Origin of the sequence: Thermus sp. NEB1569, assembly GCF_022385295.1 — a bacterium.
In the GTDB taxonomy this organism is placed as follows: domain Bacteria; phylum Deinococcota; class Deinococci; order Deinococcales; family Thermaceae; genus Thermus; species Thermus scotoductus.
Map to the genome: position 1 here is coordinate 199,420 of NZ_CP092445.1, position 26,258 is coordinate 225,677.

30 protein-coding genes are annotated in these 26,258 nt (G+C 65.5%); 21 read left to right on the forward strand and 9 right to left on the reverse strand.

Annotated elements, in window-relative coordinates; genetic code table 11:
* Positions 1-76 precede the first annotated feature (76 nt).
* The 4 genes from MI302_RS01550 to MI302_RS01565 all read left to right on the forward strand — a co-directional run bounded on the left by MI302_RS01550 (position 77) and on the right by MI302_RS01565 (position 5,501).
* The gene (locus tag MI302_RS01550) at positions 77-1,135 is read left to right on the forward strand and encodes an alanine dehydrogenase (RefSeq protein ID WP_015718167.1); all 1,059 of its coding nucleotides are present in this window, start codon (positions 77-79) and stop codon (positions 1,133-1,135) included.
* A complete protein-coding gene (locus MI302_RS01555) occupies positions 1,132-2,454 on the forward strand; it encodes an acetyl-CoA hydrolase/transferase family protein (protein ID WP_239726023.1) in 1,323 nt (440 codons plus the stop codon). Before MI302_RS01550 ends, MI302_RS01555 begins: the two co-directional genes overlap by 4 nt.
* A 279-nt stretch (positions 2,455-2,733) precedes the next feature.
* Entirely contained in the window at positions 2,734-5,241 is a 2,508-nt protein-coding gene (gene topA / locus MI302_RS01560; RefSeq protein ID WP_239726484.1) for a type I DNA topoisomerase, read from the forward strand.
* Positions 5,241-5,501 carry a hypothetical protein gene (locus tag MI302_RS01565; protein ID WP_019550693.1) on the forward strand — a complete coding sequence of 87 codons (261 nt, stop codon included), beginning with the start codon at positions 5,241-5,243 and terminating at the stop codon, positions 5,499-5,501. Before topA ends, MI302_RS01565 begins: the two co-directional genes overlap by 1 nt.
* Here MI302_RS01565 and MI302_RS01570 read toward each other — a convergent pair.
* The gene (locus tag MI302_RS01570) at positions 5,443-6,582 is read right to left on the reverse strand and encodes a VanW family protein (protein ID WP_054392396.1); all 1,140 of its coding nucleotides are present in this window, start codon (positions 6,580-6,582) and stop codon (positions 5,443-5,445) included. The genes MI302_RS01565 and MI302_RS01570 overlap by 59 nt on opposite strands.
* A gap of 144 nt (positions 6,583-6,726) precedes the next feature.
* Here MI302_RS01570 and MI302_RS01575 point away from each other — a divergent pair, with 144 nt between their 5' ends.
* Genes MI302_RS01575 through MI302_RS01585 form a run of 3 tightly spaced genes read left to right on the forward strand, consistent with a single transcriptional unit; the run spans position 6,727 to position 9,138 of the window.
* Positions 6,727-7,377 carry a hypothetical protein gene (locus MI302_RS01575; protein ID WP_239726024.1) on the forward strand — a complete coding sequence of 217 codons (651 nt, stop codon included), beginning with the start codon at positions 6,727-6,729 and terminating at the stop codon, positions 7,375-7,377.
* Complete coding sequence (locus MI302_RS01580) at positions 7,344-8,435, forward strand: IS4 family transposase (protein ID WP_014514485.1); 1,092 nt, start codon at positions 7,344-7,346, stop codon at positions 8,433-8,435. Before MI302_RS01575 ends, MI302_RS01580 begins: the two co-directional genes overlap by 34 nt.
* Positions 8,436-8,463: 28 nt before the next feature.
* Entirely contained in the window at positions 8,464-9,138 is a 675-nt protein-coding gene (locus MI302_RS01585) for a transposase (protein WP_239726485.1), read from the forward strand.
* A 42-nt stretch (positions 9,139-9,180) separates the two neighbouring features.
* On the opposite strand, the gene MI302_RS01590 is transcribed toward MI302_RS01585, so the two are convergent.
* The 3 genes from MI302_RS01590 to MI302_RS01600 are packed head-to-tail and all read right to left on the reverse strand — an operon-like array spanning position 9,181 to position 10,623.
* Entirely contained in the window at positions 9,181-9,897 is a 717-nt protein-coding gene (locus MI302_RS01590; RefSeq protein ID WP_239726025.1) for a pseudouridine synthase, read from the reverse strand.
* Entirely contained in the window at positions 9,894-10,223 is a 330-nt protein-coding gene (locus MI302_RS01595) for a nucleotidyltransferase domain-containing protein (RefSeq protein ID WP_239726026.1), read from the reverse strand. The genes MI302_RS01590 and MI302_RS01595 overlap by 4 nt, the downstream gene beginning before the upstream one ends.
* Entirely contained in the window at positions 10,204-10,623 is a 420-nt protein-coding gene (locus MI302_RS01600) for a HEPN domain-containing protein (protein ID WP_019550697.1), read from the reverse strand. Before MI302_RS01600 ends, MI302_RS01595 begins: the two co-directional genes overlap by 20 nt.
* A gap of 19 nt (positions 10,624-10,642) precedes the next feature.
* On the opposite strand from MI302_RS01600, the gene MI302_RS01605 reads away from it, so the two are divergent.
* Positions 10,643-11,770, forward strand: coding sequence for an alanyl-tRNA editing protein (locus MI302_RS01605; protein ID WP_239726027.1), 1,128 nt, complete (start codon positions 10,643-10,645; stop codon positions 11,768-11,770).
* 4 nt (positions 11,771-11,774) lie between these two features.
* Positions 11,775-12,533, forward strand: coding sequence for an SDR family NAD(P)-dependent oxidoreductase (locus MI302_RS01610; protein ID WP_239726028.1), 759 nt, complete (start codon positions 11,775-11,777; stop codon positions 12,531-12,533).
* A 97-nt stretch (positions 12,534-12,630) separates the two neighbouring features.
* Here MI302_RS01610 and MI302_RS01615 read toward each other — a convergent pair whose 3' ends face one another.
* Positions 12,631-13,173 (reverse strand): NAD(P)/FAD-dependent oxidoreductase, encoded by a 543-nt coding sequence (locus tag MI302_RS01615; protein ID WP_015718158.1) that lies wholly within the window; start codon positions 13,171-13,173, stop codon positions 12,631-12,633.
* 79 nt (positions 13,174-13,252) lie between these two features.
* Between MI302_RS01615 and MI302_RS01620 the strand changes: the two genes are divergently transcribed.
* The 4 genes from MI302_RS01620 (at position 13,253) to MI302_RS01635 (ending at position 17,818) form a co-directional block, all read left to right on the forward strand.
* On the forward strand, positions 13,253-14,188 hold the full coding sequence (locus MI302_RS01620; protein WP_239725638.1) for a transposase: 936 nt from the start codon (positions 13,253-13,255) through the stop codon (positions 14,186-14,188).
* Between the two features lie 91 nt (positions 14,189-14,279).
* The gene (locus MI302_RS01625) at positions 14,280-15,632 is read left to right on the forward strand and encodes a PASTA domain-containing protein (protein ID WP_038031573.1); all 1,353 of its coding nucleotides are present in this window, start codon (positions 14,280-14,282) and stop codon (positions 15,630-15,632) included.
* A 26-nt stretch (positions 15,633-15,658) separates the two neighbouring features.
* Positions 15,659-15,988 (forward strand): YraN family protein, encoded by a 330-nt coding sequence (locus tag MI302_RS01630; RefSeq protein WP_026328985.1) that lies wholly within the window; start codon positions 15,659-15,661, stop codon positions 15,986-15,988.
* A 42-nt stretch (positions 15,989-16,030) separates the two neighbouring features.
* Positions 16,031-17,818, forward strand: coding sequence for a menaquinone biosynthesis decarboxylase (locus MI302_RS01635; RefSeq protein ID WP_239726486.1), 1,788 nt, complete (start codon positions 16,031-16,033; stop codon positions 17,816-17,818).
* Here MI302_RS01635 and MI302_RS01640 read toward each other — a convergent pair.
* Genes MI302_RS01640 through MI302_RS01645 form a run of 3 tightly spaced genes read right to left on the reverse strand, consistent with a single transcriptional unit; the run spans position 17,815 to position 19,400 of the window.
* A complete protein-coding gene (locus tag MI302_RS01640) occupies positions 17,815-18,789 on the reverse strand; it encodes an HD-GYP domain-containing protein (protein ID WP_239726029.1) in 975 nt (324 codons plus the stop codon). The two genes, MI302_RS01635 and MI302_RS01640, sit on opposite strands and share 4 nt — an antisense overlap.
* Complete coding sequence (locus tag MI302_RS12230; RefSeq protein WP_370687354.1) at positions 18,786-18,989, reverse strand: hypothetical protein; 204 nt, start codon at positions 18,987-18,989, stop codon at positions 18,786-18,788. The genes MI302_RS01640 and MI302_RS12230 overlap by 4 nt, the downstream gene beginning before the upstream one ends.
* Positions 18,990-18,998: 9 nt before the next feature.
* A complete protein-coding gene (locus MI302_RS01645) occupies positions 18,999-19,400 on the reverse strand; it encodes a DUF4388 domain-containing protein (protein WP_370687355.1) in 402 nt (133 codons plus the stop codon).
* 72 nt (positions 19,401-19,472) lie between these two features.
* Here MI302_RS01645 and trmB point away from each other — a divergent pair, with 72 nt between their 5' ends.
* From trmB to MI302_RS01685, 8 genes are read left to right on the forward strand one after another with little or no spacing between them, the layout of a single operon-like run.
* Positions 19,473-20,408: a tRNA (guanosine(46)-N7)-methyltransferase TrmB gene (gene trmB, locus MI302_RS01650; protein ID WP_239726030.1), complete on the forward strand. Its 936-nt coding sequence runs from the start codon at positions 19,473-19,475 to the stop codon at positions 20,406-20,408.
* A gap of 21 nt (positions 20,409-20,429) precedes the next feature.
* Positions 20,430-21,791 carry a bifunctional UDP-N-acetylglucosamine diphosphorylase/glucosamine-1-phosphate N-acetyltransferase GlmU gene (gene glmU / locus MI302_RS01655; RefSeq protein WP_239726031.1) on the forward strand — a complete coding sequence of 454 codons (1,362 nt, stop codon included), beginning with the start codon at positions 20,430-20,432 and terminating at the stop codon, positions 21,789-21,791.
* Between the two features lie 41 nt (positions 21,792-21,832).
* Entirely contained in the window at positions 21,833-22,084 is a 252-nt protein-coding gene (locus MI302_RS01660) for a TatA/E family twin arginine-targeting protein translocase (protein WP_019550705.1), read from the forward strand.
* Positions 22,081-22,824: a twin-arginine translocase subunit TatC gene (gene tatC, locus MI302_RS01665; protein WP_239726032.1), complete on the forward strand. Its 744-nt coding sequence runs from the start codon at positions 22,081-22,083 to the stop codon at positions 22,822-22,824. The genes MI302_RS01660 and tatC overlap by 4 nt, the downstream gene beginning before the upstream one ends.
* A gap of 33 nt (positions 22,825-22,857) precedes the next feature.
* The gene (locus MI302_RS01670; RefSeq protein WP_126164339.1) at positions 22,858-23,922 is read left to right on the forward strand and encodes a bifunctional 3-deoxy-7-phosphoheptulonate synthase/chorismate mutase; all 1,065 of its coding nucleotides are present in this window, start codon (positions 22,858-22,860) and stop codon (positions 23,920-23,922) included.
* On the forward strand, positions 23,923-24,864 hold the full coding sequence (locus MI302_RS01675) for a 4Fe-4S dicluster domain-containing protein (RefSeq protein ID WP_239726033.1): 942 nt from the start codon (positions 23,923-23,925) through the stop codon (positions 24,862-24,864).
* A gap of 9 nt (positions 24,865-24,873) precedes the next feature.
* A complete protein-coding gene (gene mce / locus MI302_RS01680; protein ID WP_239726034.1) occupies positions 24,874-25,275 on the forward strand; it encodes a methylmalonyl-CoA epimerase in 402 nt (133 codons plus the stop codon).
* Positions 25,276-25,318: 43 nt separating this feature from the next.
* Positions 25,319-25,654 (forward strand): VanZ family protein, encoded by a 336-nt coding sequence (locus MI302_RS01685; protein ID WP_081624237.1) that lies wholly within the window; start codon positions 25,319-25,321, stop codon positions 25,652-25,654.
* On the opposite strand, the gene MI302_RS01690 is transcribed toward MI302_RS01685, so the two are convergent.
* A complete protein-coding gene (locus tag MI302_RS01690) occupies positions 25,575-26,258 on the reverse strand; it encodes an SDR family oxidoreductase (protein WP_054392401.1) in 684 nt (227 codons plus the stop codon). The genes MI302_RS01685 and MI302_RS01690 overlap by 80 nt on opposite strands.

Below are 26,258 nucleotides of genomic sequence, written 5' to 3' on the forward strand. Positions count from 1 at the left end.
TAGGGTGGGATTTCATGAGAAGGAAAAGGACATCCGCCCTGAGGCAGGACCTTAAGCTAGAGGCGAGGAGGCGGGTATGGAGTTTGGCCTACCCAAGGAGCAAGCCGTGGTCAAGACCCAACCCCCCTTCGGGGAGGTGCGGGAGGGGCGGGTGGCCCTTACCCCCCAAGGGGTGCGGGAGCTGGTGGAGAGGGGCCACCGGGTCTATGTGGAGCGGGGGGCGGGGGAGCGGGCGGGCTTCCCCGATGGGGCCTACGAGGAGGCCGGGGCCCGGCTGGTGAGCCGGGAGGAAGCCTTTGGCCGTGGGGAGGTGGTCTTGAAGGTGGGAAGGCCCACCCTCGAGGAGATCGCCTTGCTCCGGCCCGGAGCCACCATCATGGCCTTCATGCACCTGGCGGTGGCGGAATCCTCCCTGGTGGAGGCCATGGCGGAAAAGGGTTTGACCGCCATCGGCTACGAACTCATTGGAGCCGGGGGGAGGCGCCCCGTGCTCAAGGCCATGAGCGAGATCGCAGGCCGCCTGGCCCCCCAGATCGCCGGGAGGCTTCTGGAGGCTCCCTTTGGTCCCGGGGTGCTTCTTTCCGGGCTGCCGGGGATTCCCCCTGCGGATGTGGTCATCCTGGGGGCGGGGGTTTTGGGAAGGGCGGCGGCCCGCTCCTTTTTGGGAATGGGGGCCTCGGTCTATCTCCTGGACAAGGAGCTTTCCGCCCTGGAGGAAGCCTCCAAGGAGGCCAAGGGGGCGGTTGCCGCCCTCATCACTCAAAGCCGGCTGGAGCGGTACGCCGCCTTTGCCGACGTCCTGGTGGGGGCGGTGGCGGTGCCTGGGGAGAGGGCCCCCTTCCTCCTAAGCCGGGCCCTGCTCTCTCGCATGCGCCCGGGGGCTGTGCTCCTGGATTTCGCCATCGACCAGGGGGGGATTGCGGAAACCAGCCGGGTGGGGGTGTACCAGGAGATGGGCATTACCCATTTCTGCCTCCCCAACGTTCCCGCCCTGGTGCCCCGTACCAGCAGCCACGCCCTCACCGCCACCCTTTTGCCCTTTCTCCTGGAGGTGGAGGAGGATCCCTTGGGGGTTCCCGAGCTCCGGCAAGGGGCTTACCTCCTCCTGGGCCAGAAAGGAGGCCACCTGGAATGAGCTACCGCAAGAAGCTGACTTCCCCCGAGGATGCCGTCACCCTCATCCGATCCGGGATGCGGGTCTTCGTTTCCGGAAACGCCGCCACCCCTACCCCCATCCTGAAGGCCCTGGCTGATCGCAAGGACGAGCTTGTGAACGTGGAGCTCGTGCACCTCCTCCAGTTGGGGGAGGATCCCTTTGCCTCCCCGGAGATGGAGGGCCACTTCCGGCGCCGCTCCCTCTTCGTGGGGCCCGCCGACCGGGAGGCGGTGAACCAGGGCCGGGCCGACTACGTGCCCATCATGCTCCACCAGGTGCCGTGGCTTTTCAAAAGGAGCATCCTTCCCCTGGATGCCGCCATCGTCCAGGTTTCCCCACCCGACGAGCACGGCTTCTGCTCCCTGGGGGTGGAGGTGATCGCCACCAAGGCGGCCCTCGAGGCGGCCCCCATTGTGATCGCCATGGTGAACCCCAGGATGCCGAGAACCCTGGGGGATACCTTCGTCCACGTCTCCCGCTTCACGGCCATCGTGGAGCTGGACTGGCCCCTGCCCGAGCTGAAGCGGGAGGGCTTTGGCGAGGTGGAGCGGAGGATCGGGGAGCATGTGGCGAGCCTCATTGAGGATGGGGCCACCTTGCAGATGGGCATCGGGGCCATTCCCGATGCCGTGCTGGCCAGCCTGGAAGGGAGGCGGGACCTAGGGGTCCACACGGAGATGATCTCCGACGGGGTTCTGGAGGCCTTTGAAAAGGGCCTTATCACCGGGGCCCGCAAGACCCTCCACCCTGGCAAGGTGATCGGCACCTTTGTCCTGGGCTCGGAACGGCTCTACCGCTTCGTCCACGACAACCCCCTCTTTGAACTCCACCCCGCGGACTACGTGAACGATCCCTTCGTGGTGGCCCAGAACCGCAAGATGGTGGCCATCAACTCCGCCATCGAGGTGGACCTCACCGGCCAGGTGGTGGCGGACTCCATCGGCACCCGCATCTACTCGGGCTTCGGCGGCCAGCTGGACTTCATCCGCGGGGCAGCCCGGAGCGAGGGGGGCAAGCCCATCATCGCCCTGCCCTCCACCGCCAAGGGGCAAAGCCGCATTGTTCCCTACTTGAAGCCGGGGGCCGGGGTGGTCACCACCCGGGCCGATGTGCACTACGTGGTCACCGAGTGGGGCATCGCCGAACTCTTCGGCCGCTCCCTAAGGGAGAGGGCCCTGGCCCTTATTGAGGTGGCCCACCCCGACTTCCGGGAGGAGCTTTTGAAAGCGGCGTGGGAGAGGAGGCTTCTGCCCAGGGCTTATCCGGGCATCGACTTGGGGCCTAAGGGTTCTGGCTAGGAAGGCGTTGCCCGAGGTTTTCCTGGTTGTTTGGGGCCTAGCGGCCTTGACAAGTGGGGGGATGAGGCTCCTAAATAGGGGGCGATGCCGAGCAAGAGCCGGCCCGAGGGGGCGCGAAAGGCGACCAAAGGACGAGAGAAAGGCTTGAAAGATACCCAGCGCGCGAGCCCTGCGTCGTCGGCCAGCCTGGATGCCGACCGGGCCGGGACTCCCCGGGAGGGAGGGATTTCCACCCTGGTGGTGGTGGAATCCCCCGCCAAGGCCAGGAGCATTCAAAAGATGCTGGGGCCCGGCTATGAGGTGCGGGCGAGTTTGGGGCACGTGGCCGACCTGCCGGAACGAGAGCTCGGGGTGGATGTGGGGCGGGACTTCGCCCCCACTTACGAGGTGAAAAAGGACAAGAAGCCCGTGGTGGAGGCGCTAAGGCGGGCGGCTAAGGGAAAGCGCCTTCTCATCGCCACCGACCCCGACCGGGAAGGGGAGGCCATCGGCTGGCATGTGGCGAGGCTTCTGGGCCGCGATCCCAAGGAGCCTCTAAGGGTGGAGTTCCACGAGATCACCCCCAGGGTGGTGCGGCAGGCGGTGCAAAACCCGAGGCCCATAGACCAGAACCTGGTGGACGCCCAGCAGGCCCGGAGGGTCCTGGATCGTCTGGTGGGCTATAACCTCTCTCCTCTTCTTTCCCTGGAGTTCCGCAAGCGGGCCCTCTCCGCGGGAAGGGTCCAGAGCGTGGCCCTGCGGCTTTTAGTGGAGCGGGAGGAGGAGATCGAGGCCTTCCGCCCGGAGGAGTACTGGACCCTGGAGGGGGTTTTCGCCCTGGGCCAGGACCGAACCCTTCCCGCAAGCCTCTATGAGGTGGAGGGCAAGCGGCTATGGGCCGGCCAGGGGGAGAAGGAGGGGAAGCTCCACCTGGCGAACGAAGCCCAGGCCAAGGCCTTGACCGAGGAGGTCAAGGGGCGGTCCTACCGCGTGGTCCAGGTGGAAACCAGGGAGCGCCGCAAATCCCCCCCGCCTCCTTTCACCACCTCCACCCTGCAGCAGGCGGCCAGCAGCCGCCTGGGCTACACCGCAAGCCGCACCATGCGCATCGCCCAGCGCCTCTACGAGGGCGTGGACCTTCCCGAGGGGACGGTGGGCCTCATCACCTACATGCGCACCGACTCGGTGCGGGTTTCCCCGGAGGCCTTGCAAGCGGCCCGGGAGGTCATTCAAAGGATCTTTGGCCTCGAGTACCTGCCGGAAGGCCCCAGGGTTTACCGGAACCGCAAGGAGGGGGTGCAGGACGCCCACGAGGCCATCCGCCCCACCGACGTGCGGCGCACTCCCGATAGCGTGAGGAAGTACCTTTCCGACGAGGAGTATCGCCTTTACGACCTCATTTGGCGGCGCTTTGTCGCCAGCCAGATGCGGGATGCCCTCTACGACCAGACGGTGGTGCTTCTCAAAGATGAGGGGGAGAAGCCCCGTTTCACCTTCCGCGCCTCGGGCTCGGTGCTTAAGTTTGAGGGGTACCTGAAGGCCTGGGGGCGGGGGGATGAAGGGGGGGTGGCGCAGGCGGTAAATGAGGGCCAAGAGGTGGAGGCGGAACCCCCCTTGCCCCTGGTGGCGGAGGGCACAGGGGCAGAGCTTTTGGAGGTCAAGGCCCAGCAGCACTTTACCGAGCCCCCGCCCCGGTACACGGACGCCACCCTGGTGAAGACCATGGAGGAGCTTGGCATCGGGCGTCCCTCCACCTATGCCCCCACCCTGGAAACCCTGGAAAAGCGGGGGTACATGGTGCGCAAGGGGCGCACCCTGCTGCCCACTCCCCTGGGCCGCCAGGTGACCCACTACCTCAAGGAGCGCTTCCCTCAGGTGGTGGCCTACGAGTTCACCGCCCGCATGGAGGACCGCCTGGACCAGGTGGAGGAGGGGAAAGCCCCCTGGCCCAAGGTGGTTTGGGAGTTCTACGAGCCCTTTCTGGGGGAGCTTTCCCAGGTGCCCAAGAAGACCTGTCCCCGGTGCGGGAGGCCTTTGGAGCTAAAGGTAAGCCGGTTCGGCCAGTTTCTGGGGTGCACGGGCTACCCGGAGTGCACCTACACCGAGCCTTTGGAGAGGAAAAAGGAGGCCGAGCCCATCGGGGAGGCTTGCCCCAAGTGCGGAAGACCCCTGGTGCGCAAGGAGGGCCGGTATGGCAGCTTCATCGCCTGCTCCGGCTACCCCGAGTGCGATTACACCCGGGACGATGGCGAGCCCACGGGGCATACTTGCCCCAAGTGCGGAAGCCAGGTCCTCGAGAAGCGAAGCCGCCGCGGTAAGCCCTACTACAAGTGCGAGAACAACGCCTGCGATTTCCTTTCCTTCTATCCCCTTCTGGACCAGACCTGCCCCTCCTGCGGCTGGCCCTTGGTGAAGAAGGGGGAAGGAGCCTGCATGAACCCTGCCTGCCCGGTTCACGACCCCAAGCTGGTTCCTCCCCCCAAAGCTTCCAGCCGGGCTGCCTCCTCGTCAGGGGAGTTGGCTTCCAGGGGCAGGAGGTCCTCCCGCCGCAAGGCCGCTAGGGCAGGAGAAAGCCGCACTGGGGCGAAGGCCAAGGCGAAGGTTCAGGAACCTTCCCCACCCAAACCCCCCAAGGACTGGGAGGAGCTGAAACCCTTCCTTGGGGAACTCACCCCGGAAGAGCGCCAGGCGGCGGAGGCCTTGGCCCTTGGGGAAGTCCTTTCCCCGGAAGCGGCCAAGCTGGCCCAGCGGGCCATCTTCAAGCTACGCATGAAGAAGGGCCGCGCCAGGAAGGAGGCGGTTACCTGATGGAAAGCTTCAAGCTCCACCTCCTGCGCCTGGCCCGGGAGGGGAAGGTGGAGGTGCCCGGCGTGCCGGTGCGGGGTTATACCCTGGTGGGGGAAGAAGAACGCCAGGATATGGCCTTTTACCTGGTTCTGGAAGGGGAGTTGGTCATTGACCTGCCCCAAGGCCAGTATCTGCACCTCAAAAGGGGGGAGGCCGCCCGGGTTACGGAGCCCCACCGCCTTGTGCCGGTGGAGCGGGTGGTGCTTCTGGAGGTGGGGTAGGCCCTACCAGGTACACGGCACCCCAGGGCCTGTACACGCTCACCACTTTGTTCTCCAGCACCCGGCCGTCCCGGTAGCGCACGGTGCGCCTCACCTCTACCCTGGCCCCCTCGGCGGCGAAGTCCACCTGTTTGCGCACGCCAGGGGGTAAGGAGGGGGCCGGGATCTCCCGGGGGGGTAAGGGAGGCTTCCTATCGGAGATGAAGGGGCCTTCCCAGCGCACTTCCCGGTCCTTGGTGCCGAAGAGGTGAAAGCGGAGCCGGGTGCCCACCACGGAGCGCTGCACCAGGATGTGCCCCGGGGTGTCGTTCACCACCTTGAGGTCCTTGTAGGGTTGGATCACCGCGGCGTCCAGGCCCGTGGGTTTGTAGTAGGCCACCTGGTAACTGTGGGCGTGGCGCTCCTTTATGGGTAGCCCGGCCAGGAAAAACGCCCGGAACAAGGTGGTGGAAACCTGGCAGACCCCGCCCCCCACCCCCTGCTCCGTGCGGTCCCCTACGATGACGAAGGCTTCCTTGTATCCTTCTTCCTCGGTGATGGGCCCCAGGGCTTGATTGAAGGAGAAGGTGCCCGGGGGGATTAAGAGGCCGTCCAGCTTGCTGGAGGCAAGGAGCAGGTTGTGGGCACGCTCCCGGCTGGAACCCCGGAAGTCCGTTTCCCCGGTGGCCAGGTGCTCCCGGATTCCCAGGGCGTAGAGGTCCTTGAGGCTTGGGGTGGGCGGGAGGTAGCGCACGGGCAGGCGGAAGCTTTTGCGCCCGTTGGCCAGAGCCTCGCGATAGGCGGCCAAAACCTCGGCCTCGTCAAAGGCGAGCCCCTTTTTCTCCACCCCCCGCCAGCGCCCATCCTGCAGGATGAAGCGGGGCCTTTTGGGTTCACGGGCCAGCTTTTTGATGAGGACTCTCAGCTCCTTCTCCGTGGCCACAGGATAGGGTTGGCTACCTACATAGCTGAGAATCTGACCATCTTCAATGACGTCCTCTTCCAGGACCAGGATGGCGGTGATAGGGGAGGAATCAGGGGTGGTGCTACCCTGGGCCAGGGCAAGGCCCAGGGCCAGCGTCCAGGCGAATCGCCGAAGCATGGGGGCAATCTATCACAAAACTCCTTTCGTGGATGCTCCGCATTTCAATGCGGAGCTGCTTTTGCCGAAGGCAAAACAAGTCTTGAGGAAACGAAAGCCGCCCGCAGGGCGGTACTTCCGCATGGCTCTTGGCATACTGATTCCATGCCCAGGGCAGAAGCCGTGGTGCTCAAGCTGCGCTTCCCCAGTAAGGCCAAGCGGGAATGGCTCGACCGGACCGCAGGGCTCTTCCATCAGGGGGTGCAGCTGGCACTGGACTACGCTCTGAGCGCCAAGACTTCCAACAGGGGGAAGATCCATGCCGCCACCTACAGCTCCATCCGAGCCTTGGGCCTGCCTTCCGAATACTGCCGGATGGCGGTGAACGAGGCCGTACAGGTTGCCAGAAGCCACTTCGGGCTGCGCAAGAAAAAGAGGCGGGCCGGGAAACCCAGGGTACACACCCAGCGCATCGGCCTGGGGGTTAGCGCCTACAAGGTGGTAGGCACGGCCCTGCGGGTTTCCACGGAAAAGAAGGGTGAGTTCCTGTGGTTTCCCTTGAGCGTCCCCGCCCGCTTCCGGGACAAGCTCCAGTACGTTAAGGGGGACGCCCGGCTCTTTAGACGGGGCGACGAGTGGTTCGTGATGCTGCCCCTGAGCGTGCCCCACACCCCTACCGTCCGTGACGGGGACGGCTCAGTACACGTCAAAACGTGGGACCACCCCTTTAGGATGGACCTGCGCCCACGTGGATGGGCAGGTACCCATAGGAGGTGGTCCCCATGGAACAGCTTACCCCACTCATCAACGCCTTGAAGCGATACTGGAAGGCCGACCTCAGGCGCCTCACCTTCCTGGCCGCCCTGGTGATGGCTCTGGTCACCGCCCGCACCACAAGCGGCCCCAGACTCGCTCTTTCCCTCGGCTCCATAGCCAGCCCTGACCCCCGCTCCGCCTACCGAAGGTTCCAGCGGTTCTTGGCCTGGCCGGGGCTGGACGGGGAGGGCTATGCCCGCTTCATCTTCGCCCTCCTCCGACCCCAAGGGCTCCTCCTGGTCATGGACCGGACCGAGTGGGAGCTGGGGAAGAGCAAGGTCAACCTCCTGATGCTGGCCTTCCTGTACCAAGGCCTGGCCGTCCCCCTGTTCTGGAGCTTCCTTCCCCACGACGGCAACTCCTCCACCCCCGAACGCATCGCCCTGATGGAGAGGGCCTTGGCTTTCCTGAGGGCCCACTTCCCCCACCTCCGGGTGGAGGGGTTCCTGGCGGATCGGGAGTTCATAGGGGAGGCGTGGTTCCGGTACCTGGAGGAGAAGGGCATCCCCCGGTGCATCCGAATCAAGGCCAACACCCGGATGTGGCGGTTGGGCTCGGGCCCTCGGGCCTGGGAGCTCTTTGCCTCCCTGAAGGTGGGAGAGAGCCGGGTGCCCAGGCGGCGGTACTGGGTCTACGGGCGGCGCATGTGGGTGGTGGGGTTGCGCCTTGGGGTCCGGGAGTGGCTGATTGTGGCTACGGACCTGGACCCTCACCGGGTGCTGGAGGTGTACGGGCTCAGGTGGGGGATAGAGCGGCTCTTTGGGGCCCTGAAGGGGCGGGGATTTGACCTGGAGGCCACGCACGTGACGCGGGGGGAGAGGCTTTCGCGGCTTTTGGTCCCCTTGAGCCTGGCCTTCGTGTGGGCGTTTCGGACGGGGCTTGTGCTGCACCGGGTGCGTCCGGTGAGGCCCAAGAAGCACGGGAGGCTGGGACAGAGCCTCTTCCGGGCGGGGCTGGACCTGCTCACCCTTTGGGCGCTTGCCCTCTGGGGTGCAGGGGGAGGAAGGCGCGGAAGTCCCTTGGGGTTATGCCCTATGGAGGTTTTGACGTGTACATAGCGGGGACGGTCAAGTGACCGTCATCGGGGTGGACCTCGGGATCGCACGCCTCTTGACCGCAAAACATCCCCAAGGCTGCCTGGTTGTGAACGGAAAGCCCATCCGCCACCGCCGGGAGCGGTTTGCTTCCCTCCGCCAGCGTCTCCAGCGCCACCGCCGCACCGACCGGGTGAGGGCTATAGGGAGCAAGGAGCGGCGTTGGATGACCCACATCAACCACAAGGTCAGCAAGCAGCTGGTGGACCTGGCGGCCCGGTACCCGAACCCCGTCCTGGCCCTTGAGCGGCTGGACGGGATACGGGACAGGGTGAGGGGGAGCAAAAAGTTCAACCGCACGCTGAACAGTTGGGCCTTCCGCCAACTGGTGGACTTCGTGCAGTACAAGGCCGCCAGGAAGGGGGTGCAGGTGGTCTTTGTGGACCCAAGAGGGACCAGCCGCACCTGCCCCCGCTGCGGACACGCTGACCGTTCCAACCGGACCACGCAGGCCATCTTCCGATGTGTGGCCTGCGGCTACCAGGGCAACGCCGATGTGGTAGCCAGCCTCAACATCGCTGCCGCCGCGCTTGATGTGCTGCGGCATGGGCCGCCTGACACGGCCCGGCCCCATAGGGGCCAGGCTCCTTCCGTTGGGAGGGGGCTGGGTGGAGTAAAGGTATGGGTTTCGGCTCATACAGACTCCAACCTCCAAGGTTCCATGTAGGAACCCCCGTTCTTCAGAACGGGGAGGATGTCAGGTGTTCTGTTAAAGGTCTGCGAAAAGCCCCACCACCCGGTACAGGACTTCCTCCTCCTCTTGGGAGAGGTAGCGGGCCTGTCCTACGGGGAGGTCCCCTAGGGTGAGGGGGCCCAGGGAGAGCCGCTTCAGGTAGAGGACACGGTTCCCTCGAGCCTGGAACATGCGCTTTACCTGGTGAAAGCGCCCTTCCCTCAGGACCAGCTCCACCCGGGTGGGGTCTTGGTCCCAGGAGAGCTCCGCGGGAAGAAGCCGCGTGCCCTCTAGAACCAGGCCCTCTCTAAAGGCCTCCTGGTCCTCCCTTGTGGCGGGGCGTTCCAGATGGACCAGGTAGCGCTTTTCCACCTTGTGCCGGGGATGGGTGAGGCGGTGGAGAAGCTCGCCGTCGGTGGTGAAGAGGAGAAGCCCTTCCGTGTCCTTGTCCAGGCGGCCCACCGGGGAGAGGTCCCGGGTGGGAAAGCCTTCCAGGAGAGCGTAGACCGAAGGGCCTTCCCTCCGGCTGGTCACGTACCCCGCCGGCTTGTGCAGGAGGATGTGGTGGTGGCACCGCAAGACAAGGGGTTCACCGTCCACCTCGAGGCGGGCACCTGGGGGCACGTGAAAGGCTGGGTCCCTGACCACCTGGCCTTCCACCTGTACCTGGCCGCTTCGCACCAGGCGGGCCACCTCCTTACGGCTTCCCAGGCCCAGGCGGGCCAGGAGCTTGTCGAGCCTTTCCCCCCTCATAGCTCCAAGGCTCCTTCCAGCCACCACAGGGCCCCCTTGGCCATGGCCTGGGCGAACTCCTCCGGGGTTAGGCCCTTGGCCTCCACCCGCCCGGGGTTGAGGCCTTGGAGGAAGAGGAAGCGCTCTAAGGGGTCTTTCGGCAGATGGGGGGAGACCACCAGGAGGTCTATGTCGCTTTCCAGGTTGAAGCTACCCCGGGCTACCGAGCCATAAAGGTAAACCCGGGCCTCTCCCAGGGTTTCCCGCACCTTTGTGGCGTAGGCTTGGGCCTCTTCCAGGAGGGCCTCCCAGGCGGCCATTCGCAGCCTAAGGGCTTCCGAGGCCACGCCAAACCTCCTCTGCCCATTTCAGAACGCCCTCGGCTGCCCTTAGGGCCTCCTCAGCCCGGGCCCGCGTGTAGTACTCGTAGGGGCTTCCTTCGGGGTAGGCATCGGGATAGCGGGCGGGAATGTAATGGGCGTCTAAGGTGCGCGCCTTTTCTTCCAAGGCTTCGGGGACCTCATGGCCCGCTTCCTTCAGCGCCTGGAGCAGGCGGATCAGGGCGTGACCAAAGGCGGGCTGTCCTAGTCCCCGTAGCAGGCCCTTAAGGGCGTATTCCCCTGCCTGGTGGGCCTTAAAGCTGGCCCAGTCGTAGTCCCCTTCCTCCAGGTCCCGCTTCCCAGAGGCCAGGGTATGCTGGGCTTGCGCGTACCATCTTGCCCATTCCTCCCAGTCCAGGGGTGCCATCCTCTTTATTCTAAAGGGCATGAGGCTTTACCAGGAGGACAGCTACGCCACCCGCTTCCAGGCCCGGGTGGTGCGGGCTTGGAGCGATGAGCAGGGCCACCATGTCGTGCTTTCTCAAACCCTCTTTTACCCGGAGTCCGGGGGGCAACCTGCGGACACGGGCGTGCTGAAAAGGGAGTTTGGCCAGGTGCGGGTGCTTTACGTCTTTGAGGAAGCCAAGGCCTTCGGGGATGTGGTGCACCGTGTGGACGGCCCTATCCCCGAGGGAGCGGAGGTGGAGGGAGAGATTGACTGGAACCGGCGGTTTCGCCACATGCAGCGCCACACCGCCCAGCACATTCTTTCCCAGGCCCTCCTCAGGGCCGGGGGGTACCACACCATTGCCGTGAGCCTGGATAGCCCGGTTTCCACCGTGGACCTCGAGGAGGAAGTGGAGGAGGCCAAGCTCCAGGAGGCGGAGGCCCTGGCCAACTTCGCCGTGTACGCGGACTACCCCATAGAGGCCTTTTGGGTTTCTGAGGAGGAGCTTGCCCGTTACCCTTTAAGGCGGCCTCCCAAGGTTCAGGGCCAGGTGCGCCTGGTGCGGATCGGGGACTTTGACCTGGCGGCCTGCGGGGGCACCCACCTGAGGACCAGTGCCCAGGCGGGCCCCATCAAGGTCCTGAAGTGGGAGCGGTACAAGGGGGGAAGCCGGGTGTACTTCATGGCGGGGTGGGAGGCTTTGGAGGACTACCATGCCAAGCACGCCCTGCTTTCCCGCCTGGCCCTTTCCTTCTCCACCAGCCCCCTGGAGCTGGAAAAACCGGTGCGTCGGCTTCAGGAAGAGGTGTACGCCCTAAAGGGCGAGAACCTGGAGCTTAAGGAGGCTTTGGTGGAGGCCCTCCTGCCCCGGGCCCTCGAGGAGCGGGTGCTCCTGGTGCCGGCTCCCGTCCTGGGGGACCTGGCCAAGAGGCTTCTTTCCTGGAGCGAGAAGACCTTTTTGCTCCTTTCCCCCGAGGGTCGCTTCGCCGCCCTGGGCCCCGGCCGGCAGGAGGTTTTGGAAAGGCTTAAGGCCCTTGGGGCCAAGGGCGGGGGAAAGGAGGTGGTCCAGGGAAGCCTGCCCAAGGAAAAGGTGGCCGCGGCCTTGGATCCAAGCCTCGTAAGGTGAGGCCATGGGGCTTTTTGAGGGAAAGGGAATCCTGGTGACGGGAGCGGCCCGGGGTATCGGCCGGGCCATCGCCCGGGAAGGGGCCCTGGTGGCCCTTTGCAATCTGCATCCCGTGGGGCGGGGGGTGGCGGAGGAGATCGGAGGCTTCTTCGTGCAGGCGGACCTGGCCGAGGAAAGGGACCGGGTGCGCTTCGTGGAGGAGGCAGCCCATGCCCTGGGGCGGGTGGACGTACTGGTCAATAACGCAGCCATCAGCGCCCCAGGGTCGGCCCTGACCGTGAAGCTCCCCGAGTGGCGAAGGGTCTTGGAGGTGAACCTCACGGCCCCCATGCACCTCTCCGCCCTGGCGGCCAGGGAGATGGCCAAGGTGGGAGGTGGGGCCATCGTGAACGTGGCCAGGGTCCAGGCGCTTTTCGCCGAGCAGGAAAACGCCGCTTACAACGCCTCCAAGGGAGGGCTGGTCAACCTCACCCGTTCCCTGGCCCTGGACCTGGCTCCCTTGGGCATCCGGGTGAACGCCGTGGCCCCGGGGGCCATTACCACGGAGGCGGTACTGGAGGCCATCGCTCTTTCCGAGGACCCGGAGAGGACCCGCCGGGACTGGGAGGACCTTCACGCCCTGAGGAGGCTGGGCCAGCCTGAGGAAGTGGCGGAGGCAGTGCTTTTCCTGGCCTCGGAGAAGGCCAGCTTCATCACCGGGGCCATTCTGGTGGTGGACGGAGGGATGACGGCCAGCTTCATGATGGCGGGTAGGCCAGTGTAGCGCCGCCCCACCCTGGTTTTGCCAGGGTGGGGGGCGGGGCCCGGCCAATCCCTGGCCCGTGCTATTTAGACTTTTACCGATATGGCGAAAAAGGGCATCACGTGGCGTGGTCCTTGTAGGGCTCTCCCCGCAGGTCGGAGATCAAGTGGATGGCCACGTAGGCTCCGTCCCCTGCGCTCACGATGGCGTGTCCCGGCACCTTGCCCCGGGCCACCCCAGCGGCGTAGACCCTGGGATAGCTGGTACGGCCAGCCTCGTCGGTTTCTATGTGGACTCCCTTGCGGGTAAGGCCCAGGAGGGAGGGCAGGGTGGGGTCTTTGTGGGTGCAAAGGAGAAGCCTTTCCGCTTCCACCACGCCCTCCTCGGTTTCCACTTCAAAGACCCCTCCCAGGTCCCGCACTCCCTTGACCACGCCCCTTTGGATCTCTGCCCCGTAGCGGCGGGCGTGCTCTTTTAGCCTCTCTAGAAGCTCCTTGCCCGAGGGTTCGTCCAGCAGGCCAGGGTAGTTGGGGACCCGGCTTACCTGGGCGATCTTGGAATGGCCCCCGTCCAGCACCAGGACCTTAAGCCCGGCCCGGGCCAAGAAAAGGGCTGCGGAAAGACCCGAGGGGCCGCCGCCTACCACGAGAACGTCCCACATACTTTTTAGAGCCCCCCTTTCGGATATTCAATGCATACCCCCTTGACAAGCCAAAGGAAAAGGGGGCGCTTGGTGAGCTGTGGAAGAACACCAGACGCCCCCTTCCATCCTACCCCTGCCCCTGGAGGAACTGGTCCCCCTGCTCCAGGCATGGCTCCAAGCCCGCTTGCCAGAAGGGGAGAGAAAACCCGGCAGGCCCAGGACCTTCTCCGACCTCAGCCTCTTTCTCTTCCACCTGGTCCGCGCCCTCCTGGGCTTCTCCAGCGAACGCATGCGCCGGGAACTGGCCCGCAACCCTAGGCTCCGCAAGCGCCTCGGTCTAGAGCGCGTTCCCTCCTCTGCCACCCTCAGCGAGCGGAGCCGGAAGCTACCCTGGCCCCTCCTGCGGGGAGGGAAGCGGGTGGGCCGGGGGAGGCGGGTGCTGGCCATGGACGCCACCCTTCTCCCCGCCCAGAGGTCGGATGGGGAGGCGGCTTGGGGCGTGGGCTCGGATGGGGGCTGGGTTTATGGGTACAAGCTCCACCTCCTCGTGGACCTGGACACGGGGGAGGTGCTGGCCCTACGGGTGACCCCGGCCTCATGGCACGACTCCCCGGTGGGGCGGGGGATGCTCTGGGGGGTGGAGAGGTTTCCTGGGGAGAAGCCCCCCGTGGTGGTGGCGGACGCGGCCTACGAGGGGGAAGCCAACTTTCGGTTGGCGAGGAGGCGAGGGATGCTTCTGGTGACGGGGCATAACCGGAGACGGGGAAGGCCAAAGGGGAGGGGGCGGCTTTTGAACCTGCGGCGGCGGGGGAGAGGTGCGTACCGGAGGCTTTTGGGGCGGCGGTGGGAGCTGGAGACGGTTTTTGGTCTGCTGAAGGGGCCGATGGGGCTGGTGGGGGCGGTGGGGAGGGTACGGGGGCTGAAGGCGGTGGCCCTGCAAGTGGAAGCTTGGGTGATGGCCTGGAGCGTGGTGGCCCAGCTTCTTGGGCAGGCGGGTCTGCCCATCACCCGGGTGTTGCGGGTGGTGGCGTGAGGTGAGTACGCAGGTGAATATCCGAAAAGGGGGTTTTTAGAGTATATGGGTCGGGAACGGAGGAGAGAAGGCAAGGTATAATCGGCGGCGCATGATCTTGGACGACCGCTACCCGGTGCTGGAGACCCTCGAGGAGAAGGAGGGGATCACCCTTTATCGGGTGGAGGGCGGGGTGGTTTTCTTTTTCCAGGTGCGCACCCCCGAGGACAAGGAGCGCTTTTACCGGTACCGGGCGGCCATCAAACGCCTAGAGGAGCTCGGGCTTGTGGAGGCGGCGGTTTCCGCCAAGCCCGGGCGCTACTACGCCTTTTTTCCCGAACGTCCCCTGGCCCGTAAGGCTCCGCCCCGGGCTGCCCTCGAGGCCCTGGCTCCCTTGGGTTTTGGCCCGGAGCATCTGGCCATGGCCGAGGAAGGGGTGGCCTATCTTTCCCCCTGGCCCCTGGGGTCTAGCCGGCGGGCCTTGGCCCGGGGTCCTTCCCGCCTCCAGCCGGGCTTCCTTCTAGGGGTAGCCCCGGGCCTTCTCCTCTTCCTCCTGGGGCTATGGCTTTTTTCCCAAGGGGTTTACCGCTACTTCAACCCTCCGGAGTACGCTGTGCCGAACCTGGTGGGCAAAACCGCCCGGGAGGCCTTTCTCCTTTTGAAGGATATGGGGCTCAGGCTGGAGGTGGTGGAGGGAAACGACCCGGCCAAGCCCAAGGAGGTGGTGCTGGCCCAGGAGCCTCCACCGGGAACCCGCCTTAGGGCGGGGCGCACCGTGCGCCTCACCCTTAACCAGGCCCGGCTGAACCCTCTGCCCGAGCTCAAGGGACTTCGCCAGGAGGAGGCGGAAGCCCGGCTCTCCGAGCTGGGCTACCGCCTGGCCGGGGTGGCCCAGGTGGAAAGCCCCGAGCCCCTGGGCACGGTCCTGGCCAGCGACCCACCTCCTGGCACCCCCCTGCCTCCTGGGGCCCCGGTGCGGCTTCTGGTTTCCCGGGGTGCTTCCCTGGGTCCCACGGTGCCCCTTCCCCAGCTCACGGGTTTAAGCCAGAAGGAGGCGCTTTTCCTCCTGAACGCCATGGGCCTGCAGGTCCAGGTGGAGGAGGTGCCCTCTGGGGCTCCGCCCGGCACGGTGCTGGCCCAGGAGCCCGCCCCCGGCACCCCCATGCCGCCAGGAAGCGGGGTGCGCCTGAGGGTGGCGGCGAGGGGAGAGGTGCGGGTGGGGGCTTTGAGCCCTCTGCCTGCCCCTAAGCCCGAGGCCCGTACCGTGACCCTGGCCCTGAACCTGCCCCCGGAGGTGGAAGGACGCCAGGTGCGCCTGGTGCTGGTGGACGACCGGGGGGAGCACCTGGTTTACGAGGGGGAAGGCCGTGAGGGCCTGAGGGTTTCGGGTACCTACGAAGCGGTGGGGGAGGCCCACTTCCGCCTTTACCTGGACGGGGAGCTCTTCCAGGAGTGGGCCCCCTGAGGTTTCCCTGGATTGGGGAGGAAGGCGTGAAAGGAGGCTGGGCCGAGGACCTGGCGCTCGCCTACCTTCTTGAGCGGGGCTACCGGCTTCTTGGCCGCAACCGCCGCACCCCCTTTGGGGAGGTGGACCTGTTTCTGGAACAGGACGGGATTTACGTGCTGGTGGAGGTCAAGCAAAGGAGCTCAGGGGCGTTTGGAAGTCCTTTGGAGGCCATTACCCCTAGGAAAGTGGAGCGCCTGCTGAAAAGCGCCCGCTATCTCCTGGGTCGGGACGATCTCCCGGTGAGGCTCGAGGCCATCCTGGTCCACGGGACCCCGAGGGCCCACCGGATAGAGCACCTGGTGTTGGAAGTGTAGGCGGCAATCCTCACGGCTTTCCCCTTTTGGGTAAGCTTGGGGGTGTTTAGGAACCTCGAGGCCTACCTCCAAGCCTTGGAGAGGCGGGGGGAGCTCAAGCGGATCAGGGTACCCGTTTCCAGCGAGTTGGAGATCACGGAGATCGCCGACCGCATGGTGAAGACGGGGGGTCCTGCGCTCCTCTTTGAAACGGTGGCGGGGAAGGATTTCCCTGTGGCCATCGGCCTTTTCGGCACCCGGGAGCGCACCGCCTTCGCCCTGGGGGTTCGGGACCTGGACGAGCTTTCTGAGAAGGTGGCCCGCTTGCTGGAGTTGAAGCCGGGAAGGGGGGGGATCTCCGCCCTCATGGGCCTTCTTCCCAAGCTTCCCCTTCTTAGAGGGTTCTTCCCCAGGTGGGTGGGGAGGGCCCCGGTGCAGGAGGTGATCCTGAAGGGAGAGGCAGTGGACCTCTTCCGCCTTCCCATCCTGAAGTGCTGGCCCTTGGACGGAGGGCCCTTCCTCACCCTGCCCCTGGTGATCACCAAGGATCCGGAGACCGGGGAGCTCAACGTGGGCATGTACCGCATGCAGGTTCTGGACAAAAGGAGCACGGCCATGCACTGGCAGCTCCACAAGGTGGGCCGCCAGCACCTGGAAAAGGCCAGGAAGCTGGGGAAAAAGCTGGAGGTGGCCGTGGCCCTGGGGGGGGATCCCATCCTCACCTACGCCGCCACCGCCCCTTTGCCCCCTCTTCCCGGGGTAAGCGAGTTCCACCTGGCGGGATTCCTGCGGGGTGCACCCCTGGAGCTCACCCGGGGTGTCACCGTGGACCTTCCTGTCCCCGCCGAGGCGGAGTTCGTGCTGGAGGGCTACATTGACCCGGAAGAGCCCCTGGTGGAGGAGGGTCCCTTTGGGGACCACACGGGCTTCTACACCCCCGTGGATCTCTATCCCCGCTTCCACGTGACCGCCATTACCCACCGGAAAAGGGCCATCTACCCCGCCACCATCGTGGGGGTACCTCCCATGGAGGACGCCTACCTTATCGAGGCTTCCGAGCGCCTTTTCCTGCCGCCTTTGCGCCTCATCCTTCCCGAGGTGGTGGACTACCACATGCCCCCGGAAGGGGTGGCCCACAACTGGGTGAACGTGGCCTTGCGCAAGGCCTATCCGGGCCAGGCCTACAAGGTGGCCTACGGGATGCTGGGGCTTGGGCAGATGATGTTCGCCAAGGTGATCGTGGCCGTGGATGGGGATGTTCCGGTGAGGCCGGGGTTTCAAACCCTTTTGGAAGCCCTCAAGCATGCCCTGCCCGGGCGGGATACCCTCCTCCTTCGGGGGCCTATGGATGTGCTGGACCATAGCTCAAGGAGCTTCGCCTTCGGTGGGAAGCTTCTTGTAGATGGTACCCGTAAGCTTCCCGAGGAGGGGGGGGAGGTACCCTTCATCCCCAGGGTTCATGCCGAGCTTCCCCAGGACCCGGAGGCCCAGGCCCAAAGGCAGTGGCCGGGCATCTGGGGGGTTACTTTGGGCAAGGAGAGGCCAGGCCAGGCCCTGGCCCTGGCGGAAAGGCTCCTCAAGACCCCGCAAAGCGCTGGCATACGCTTGATGCTCCTGGCAGACCACGACATCCTCCTTACCCCCGAGGAGCTTCTTTGGGCTGTGCTTAACAACATAGATCCGGAGCGGGATGCCCGGGTGATGGAGGGAGTGGAGGGCCCCGTCTTGGTGCTGGACGGCACCCGCAAGCTGCCCCAGGAGGGCTTTGCCCGCACCTGGCCCGAGCGCATCCTTATGGATGCCCGGATCAAAGCCCTGGTGGACTCCCGCTGGGAGGAGTACGGCTTTTAGGCGGTTCGCAGGGCCCGGTTGCGAAGGAGGGCGCTTTTAAACGCCCGGACCACCTCCCGCTCCAGGCGTCCTTGGCGGACCTCGTTTTCCAGGGCCTGCAAGGCTTCCTCGGGCCGAGCTACCTTGCGGTAGGTGCGCACGCTGGTCAAGGCATCGTAGATGTCGGCGGCGGTCACCGCCTGCACCAAGAGGGGTATCTGGGTAAGGCCGTCGGGGTAGCCGGAGCCATCCAGCTTCTCGTGGTGCCAGCGCACGTAGGGTTTTAAGCGGGTGTAGGCCCTTAGGGGCCGGATGATCTCGTCTCCCTTCACCGGGTGCTCCCGGATAAGGCGCCACTCGTGCTCCGTGAGGGCGTAGTCTCCCCGCAAGATGTGGTCGGGGATGCCGATCTTGCCCACGTCATGAAGAAGCGCTCCCATGCGGAGGTCCTCGAGCTCCTCGGGCTTCGCCCCAAGCTCCTCCGCGGTCCAAAGGGCGTACTGGGCCACCCTTTCCCCGTGGCCTGCGGTGTAGGCGTCCTTGGCCTCCACCGCCCGCACCAGGGCGAGAAGGGCCCTTTCCAGGTCCTCCAGCTTCTCTTGCAGTTTCCGGCGCTCCAGATGGCCCTTGACCCGAAGCCTGAGCTCCGCCAAATCCACGGGGCGGTTTAGAAAGTCGTCGGCCCCGGCCTCAATACCCTTAAGGCGCACCTCCCGGTCCCCATCGGCGGTAAGGAGGATGACGGGGAGCAAGGGGTCTATAGCCTTAATCCTCTGGGTGAGCTCGAGGCCATCCATTACAGGCATGTGGAGGTCGGTGAGGATTACGTGGGGATGGTTGTCTTTGATGAGGTCTAAGGCCTCTCGGCCATTGCGGGCTTCCTGGACCTCTACCCCTAGGGGCTCGAGGGCCCGCATGAGGAGGAGGCGCTGGATGGGTTCGTCGTCCACCAACAGAACCCGCCTTGGGGGGCGTGTCGCGGCGCGCTTCATAGCCCCATCCCCTTAAGAAACTTAAGAAACAGCCCTAAGAGGCCTGGCCGAACCCCTTCTATCTTGCCCGTGCGCTCTACCAAGCCCTTTCGTTCCAGGCGAAAGAGGTAAAAACGCACCAGGTCCAGGGGCATTTTCAGGGCTTTGGCCAAGGTTTCCGCAGAGACCCCTTTTTGCAGATAGGGCAGAGCCTTCCTCAAAAAGCTTTCTTAGGGAAGGCTCTTCTTCGCCATAGGGGTGACCTTGAAGACCGCCCGGGGGTCGGGGAGAAGGGGCCGGTAGCGCTCTAACTCGTCCTGGAGGGCGATGGTGCTCAGTAGCACTTTTTCCAGGGACCAGTTCAAGCGGTATTTGTGTTTGGGCTTTGCCCCGGGGAAGAACTCAAAGCTTCCTTGCCGGGTCTGGATCAAGGTTTGCAAGAGAGCCTTGGCCGCCAAAGGCTCCAGGGGCTTGCCGTTTTGGTCTATGGAGCGGATGAACCCGGGTTTGAGGTAAATGACGGTGGAGGGAATATCCTTTAGGTTCCAGATCTCCAGGGCCCCTTCCTTCTGGGCAAGGAGCTGGAGGAGCTCCTCTAGGGGTAAGGAATCTAAGCTTCCAAATAGGGCCATAACCCAACCTCCTGCTTTTACCCTAGAGGGACCCTGTGAAAAGGCTTTGAAAAAACCGTATAATCCCCCCTCGTGCTGGTGCGGCCTGCCCTACTCCCCGTTTGGCCCCCTCGGGTAGCGGATCTGTTTGGTCGGGAAGGGCCTTTGCTCCTCGAGGTGGGCTTTGGCGACGGGCGCTTCACCGCGGAGCTTGCCAAGGCCCATCCGGAATGGCTCATCCTGGGGGCTGAGGTCTCGGCGGCCAGCGTCCTGAGGGCCTATAGGCGCCTGAAGCGCGAGGGCATAGGAAACGTGCGCCTTTACCACGGGCAAGGCCCCTTCGCCCTGAGGAACCTGGTGCCGCCGGGAAGCTTAAGGCGGGTCATCGTCAACTTCCCCGATCCCTGGCCCAAGAAGCGGCACCAGCGGAAGCGGCTTTTGCAGGAGGGATTTTTCCGCAGGCTTTCCACTAGGCTCATGGGGGGCGGGGACCTCCTCCTCACCACCGACCACGAGGAGTACTTCCGCTTCGCCCTGGAGGAGGCGAAACGGAGCGGGCTTTACCGGGTGGAAGTTAAGGAGCCCCCGGAGGCCCACCTGCGCACCAAGTATGCCCTCAAGTGGAAGGAGGCGGGCCGGACCTTCTTCCATGCGGTGTTCACCAAGGTGGCCGAGGATCCCACGCCTTGGCCGCCCATAAGGAGGTACGAGGTGGCCCATGCGCTGTTAAGGGGGGAACTGCCCAAGGAGCTTACCCTTGCCAAGGCTCCCGTGGCCATCCCCGGGGGGGTGGCGGTCTTTCTGGAGGTGGCCCGGGGGGAGGAAGGGTTTTACGTGCTCACCCACGTGGAGGAAGAAGACCTCACCCAGGATTTGCTTCTGGAGGTGAGGAGGAGTGCCCACGGACTCTACGCAGGGGTTAGCCGCTTCGGTAGCCCCCTCATCACCGAGGGGGTGAAGGAGGCGGTGCGGGCTTTGGTGCGGGAGCTCGGGAGGGTGGGCCTCGAGGTGGTCCAGGACCACACCTAGCCCACGCCCTAAAATAGCCCTATGCACGCCCATGTGATCCTGGCCGCCGGGCAGGGAACCCGCATGAAATCCCGCCTGCCCAAGGTACTCCATCCCCTCCTGGGCAAGCCCATGCTGGCCTATGCGGTGGACACGGCCCTGGCCCTGGAACCCCAAAGGTTGGTGGTGGTGGTGGGGCATGGAGCCGAGCAGGTGGTGGAGGCCCTAAAGGCCTATCCGGTGGAGGTGGCGGTGCAGGAAGAGCAGCTCGGCACCGCCCACGCCCTTTTGCAGGCGGAGCCCTTGTTAAAGGACTTTCCTGGCCCCACCCTGGTTACCCAGGGGGATACGCCCCTTCTTCGCCCGGAAACCCTAAGGGACCTTCTGGAAAGGGTGGAGGAGGGAGCGGGGATGGCCCTCCTCACCGTGGAGCTTTCTGACCCCACCGGCTACGGCCGCATCCTGCGCCAGGGGGAGGAGGTCTTGGGCAACGTGGAGGAGAAGGATGCCTCCCCTGAGGTCAAGGCCATCCGGGAGGTGAACGCCGGGGCCTATGCCTTTGACGGCTTCCTCTTCCAGGCCCTCAAGGAGGTGCGAAACGAAAACGCCGCCCGGGAGTACTACCTCCCCGACCTCATCGCCATCTACCGGGCCAGGGGGCGGAGGGTGGTGGCGGTGAAGGGCGTGGTGGAGGAAGCCTTGGGGGTGAACACCCGGGAGGAACTCGCCCGGGTGGAGGGAGTGCTCCTTTCGGCCTTGCGCCGGGAGTGGATGCGAAAGGGAGTGCGGATGATCCTTCCCGAGAGCATCTACCTAGAGGCCAGCGTGGAGCTGGCCCCGGACGTGACCCTCTGGCCAGGGGTGGTGCTTAAGGGAAAGACCCAGATCGGCGAGGGGGCGGAGGTGGGACCCTATGCGGTCCTCGAGGACACCCTCCTGGAACCGGGGGCCCGGGTATTGGCCCACACCGTGGCCCAGGGGGCGGTGATCGGTAGGGGAGCCGACGCCGGGCCCTTTGCCCGGCTACGCCCCGGGGCCGTTCTCAGGGAGGGGGTCCACGTGGGCAACTTCGTGGAGGTGAAGAATAGCCTCCTCCACCCCGGGGTCAAGGCGGGGCACCTGGCCTACTTGGGGGATGCCGAGGTGGGGGAGGGCACCAACATCGGGGCCGGGGTCATCACCGCCAACTACGATGGCAAGCGCAAGCACAGGACCTTCATCGGCAAGGGAGCCTTCATCGGTTCCAACAGCGTGCTGGTGGCCCCGGTGCGGGTGGGGGATGGGGCCATGGTGGGGGCGGGGAGCGTGATCACCCACGATGTGCCCGAGGATGCACTGGCCGTAGCGCGGGAGAGGCAGCGGAACCTCGAGGGCTACGCCCGGCGTAAGCTGGAGGGGGACTAGGGTTTCACCTTCCTTTCAGCCCGGGTGGTAAACTGGGGGGTATGAACCTGGGCATGCCGGAAATCCTGGTGATCCTGGTGGTGGCCCTCCTCATCTTCGGGCCCAAGAAACTCCCCGAGCTCGGCCGTTCCCTGGGCCAGAGCATCCGAGAGTTCAAGCGGGGGGCCCAGGAGATCCGGGAGGAGCTGGAAAAGACCGTGGACGTAAGGGAAGAGCCGAAGCCGAAGCCGGTTTCCGAGGCTTCCAGCAAGGCCCCGGCGGTTTCCGAACCCCAAGAGGAGCGCAAGGCTTGAAGGAAGCCCCACTGGTTGAACACCTGGAGGAGCTCAGGGCCCGTATCCTCTGGTCCCTGGTGGCCTGGGTGGTGGGTACGGGGGTGGCCTGGAGTTTTAGGGTCCAGCTCCTGGAGTGGCTGAAGCGGCCCCTGGACCTGGCGGCCCAGCAGAACCACATCCAGGTGAACCTCATCGTCTTGGACATCACCGAGCCCTTCTTGGTTTCCTTGAAGGTGGCGGCCTTCGGGGGGCTGGTGTTGGCCCTGCCCTTCATCGTCTACCAGGTCTGGGCCTTCATCGCTCCTGGGCTTTACGAGCACGAGAAGCGGCTGGCGGTGCCCTTCTTGCTGGGGGCTGGGTTTAGCTTCGCCTTGGGGGCCCTCTTCGCCTACTACGGCTTTTTGCCCTTCGCCATACCCTTCCTCCTGGGCTTTTTGGGTGAGGTCATCACCCCGCAGATCTCCATCGGCCGCTACATGGGCCAGGTCCTCATGATGATGGGGGTCATGGGCCTGGTCTTTGAGATGCCGGTGGTGAGCTACCTCTTGGCCCGCCTGGGGATCCTTTCCTCCGCCTTTTTGGCCCGCAACTGGCGGATCGCCGTGGTCCTGCTCCTCACCCTGGCGGCCCTCATCACCCCCACGGTGGACGTGGTGTCCTTGGCCATCGTTACCGGTCCCCTATTGGTCCTTTACTGGATCTCCGTGCTGGTGGCCAGGGTGGCGGAGCGGGCCAGGCCCAAGGAAGAAGCCGCTTGACACCCTAAGGGGCTTTGCCCCATAGAATAGCCCATGGACGAGCGCATCCTGGCCCTGCGTAAGGAGGTGGACCGGGTTAACCGGGAAATCCTGCGCCTTCTTTCCGAACGGGGAAGGCTGGTGCAGGAGATCGGCCGCATCCAGACCGAACTGGGCTTACCCCACTACGACCCCAAGCGGGAAGAGGAGATGCTTTCCTACCTCACCGCGGAAAACCCGGGTCCCTTTCCTCCGGAAACCATCCGAAAGCTTTTCAAGGAGATCTTCAAGGCCAGCCTGGACCTCGAGGAGCGGGAGGACCAGAAGAAGTTCCTCTATTCCCGCAAATACAAGCCCGAGCCCACCCGGGTGCGGGTGGGGGAGGTGGTCTTCGGGGAGAAGCCCCTCCTCATCGCCGGACCCTGCTCCATCGAGTCCGAGGAGCAGATGATGGAAACCGCCCGCTTCCTTTCCGCCAAGGGAGTCAAGGTCCTAAGGGGCGGGGCCTTCAAGCCCAGGACCAGCCCCTATGGCTTCCAGGGCCTGGGGGTGGAGGGGCTGAAGCTTGGCCGCAAGGCGGCGGAAGCTTTTGGCATGGTTTTCGTCACCGAGGTCATGGATACCCGGGACGTGGAGGTGGTGGCGGAATACGCGGATATCCTCCAAATCGGGGCCCGGAACATGCAGAACTTCGCCCTCCTCAAGGAGGTGGGGCGCTCGGGTAAGCCCGTCCTTCTCAAGAGGGGGCTTTCCGCCACCATGGAGGAGTGGTTCTATGCCGCCGAGTACATCCTGAGCCAGGGCAATGAGCAGGTCATCCTGGCGGAAAGGGGAATCCGCACCTTTGAGCGCTGGACGCGGAACACCCTGGACCTCTCCGCCGTGGCCTTGGCCAAGCAGGAAACCCACCTGCCTGTAGTGGTGGATGTGACCCACGCCGCCGGGCGCACGGATCTTCTTGCTCCCCTGGCCCGGGCGGCCTTGGCGGTGGGGGCGGATGGGGTGCACGTGGAGGTCCACCCCAACCCCAAGGTGGCCCTTTCCGACAACCAGCAGCAGATGGACTTCCGGCAGTTTGAGGCCTTCCTTAAGGCCATAGAGGACCTTCTAGGGGCGTGAATGGGCTTCTTGGATAACCTTCTGAACGCCTTCCTCAAGGCCACGGACCCCAGGCCCCGCTACACGGAGGCTCGTTGTCTCCTCTACAAGAACAGCGTGGGGGGGTGCGACCGCTGCTACCAGGCCTGTCCCAAGGGAGCGGTACGCTTGGAAAGCTTCCGGGTGGAGCTGGACGAGGTGCTCTGCACCGGGTGCGGCCTCTGCACGGGGGTCTGCCCGGGGGTGGCCCTGGAGTATCCCTTAGGAGCCATCCAGGAGGCCCTGATCCGGGGCAAGGGGCAGATCCGTTGCTCCAAGGCCGAGGGCAAGGGGGAGGAGGTGTTGTGCCTGGGCCGCCTGACCCCGGGGCTTTTGGCGGAGGCGGGTAGCCGTTTCGGGAAGGTGGTCTTGGCCCGGGGGGATTGCGCCTCCTGTAGGATCGGGGGGCCTGCGGTGCCCGAGCACCTGGAAAGGATGGTGGAGGAGGCCCAGCGCTACCACCCCGTGGAGGTGGAGGTCCTGCAAGGGGAGCTTCCCGGGGAAAAGGTGGGGCGGAGGGAACTTTTCCAGGCCCTTATGGGAAGCGCCAAGCGCACCGCCGCCGACCTGGTGCCCGAGCTTCCCCTTCCTGCCCCGGAGGAGGAAAAGGGTATGCCGGCGGAGCTTCGCCTGCGCCTTTTGGCGGCCAGGCGGGCTTCCGAGGTGCGCTGGCCCAGGATCCTGGTGGAGGAGGGATGCACCCTTTGCCCGGTGTGCACCAACGTCTGCCCCACGGAGGCGGTCTACAGGGTGCGGGAGGGGGAGGAGTACGTCCTAAGGCTTAAGGTGGAGGCCTGCACGGGCTGTGGGGCCTGTGTGGAAAGCTGCCCGCCCCAGGTGATCCGCCTCGAGGAGGCGGGTAAGGAGGAGCTTTTCCAGGAGCTGGAGCTTTACCGGGGGAAGCCCCCCTGGTACGACCTGTAGAATCCTCCCATGCGGCTGCACCACGTGGGCATTGCGGTGGAGAACCTAGAGGAGGCCAAGGCCCGTTACGGGCTTTTGGGCTTTGGCGTGGTGGCGGAAGGGGAGGTGGCCGCCCAGGGGGTGCGGGTGGCCCTGCTCCGGGGGGAAGGGGAGACCCTTCTAGAGCTCCTCGCCCCCTTGGGGCCGGATACCCCGGTGGGGCGCTTTCTGGCCAAGCGGGGCCCTGGGCTTCATCACCTGGCCTTTGCCACCTCCCGGATTGAGGAGGAGCTTGCCCGGCTGAAGGCGGCGGGGGCCAGGCTCATCGACGAGGTCCCCCGGCCGGGTTTTGGCGGGCACCGGGTGGCCTTCCTCCACCCCGGCTTTGGCCTCGGGGTGCTTTGGGAACTGGTGGAGACGGAGGGTGCGTAGGCCAGGGTTCCGCTGGGTGCCGGCCCTCCTCGCCCTGGGGGAGATGGGGCTACTCTGGTGGCTTTCGGACCAGCCCGCCACCGGGATGGGCCTGCCCCATCCCTGGGACAAGGGTGCCCATTTCCTGGCCTACGGGCTTTTGGGCTTCCTCCTGGGGGTGGCCTTCGGGGATTTCCGTCCCGCCCTCCTCCTGGCCGCCCTCTACGGGGTGGTGGACGAGTGGCACCAAAGCTGGGTTCCCGGGCGGGAGGCCTTCGGCTGGGACCTTGTGGCGGACTTTCTAGGAGCTTGTCTGGGGGCTAGGTGGGGGGGTAGATGGGGAGCTCCAGGAGCCTTCCGCCCTTGGCGGAGGCGGCCAGGAGGATGGCCTCGGCGATGAGTTCCGGGGCGATCCAGCGGCTGGGGTCGGCCTCCGGCATGGCCTTCCGGTTGGCCTCGGTGTCCAGGGTACCCATGGGGTAGACGAGGAGGAAGCGCACTCCCTGCACCTCCCCCTGGAGGGAGCGGATGAGGCTGGCCAAGGCGGTCTTGGCCATGGTGTAGAGGGCTCTTCCTGGGCCGGCCCCCGTCCAGGCGGGGCCGGCGGCGATGGCGGCGAAAAACCCCTCGCCTCGAGCCTCCAGGTAGGGCAGGGTGGCCTTGAGGAGGTTGAAGGTGGTGCGCAGGTTCAGGTCCAGAAGCCAGTCGTAAAGCCCGGGGTCCGAGTCCAAAAAGCGCCCGGCGGCGAACCCGCCCACGGTGTGCACCACCCCGAAAAGGGGAGCCTCCCGCTCCACGAAGCGGGCCAAGGCCTCGGCCTCCTCCAGCCGGGTGAGGTCGGCCACAAAGGTCTTGGCCCCGTAGGCCCGGGCCCGTTCCGCCATCCGTTCCTCCCGGGGGTCGGAGAGGAAAAGCCGGGCCCCGGCGCGGTGCAGGGCGGGGATCACCGCCCGGGCCAAGGCCCCCCCGGCCCCCGTGACCAAGAAGGCTTTACCCTGGAGCAT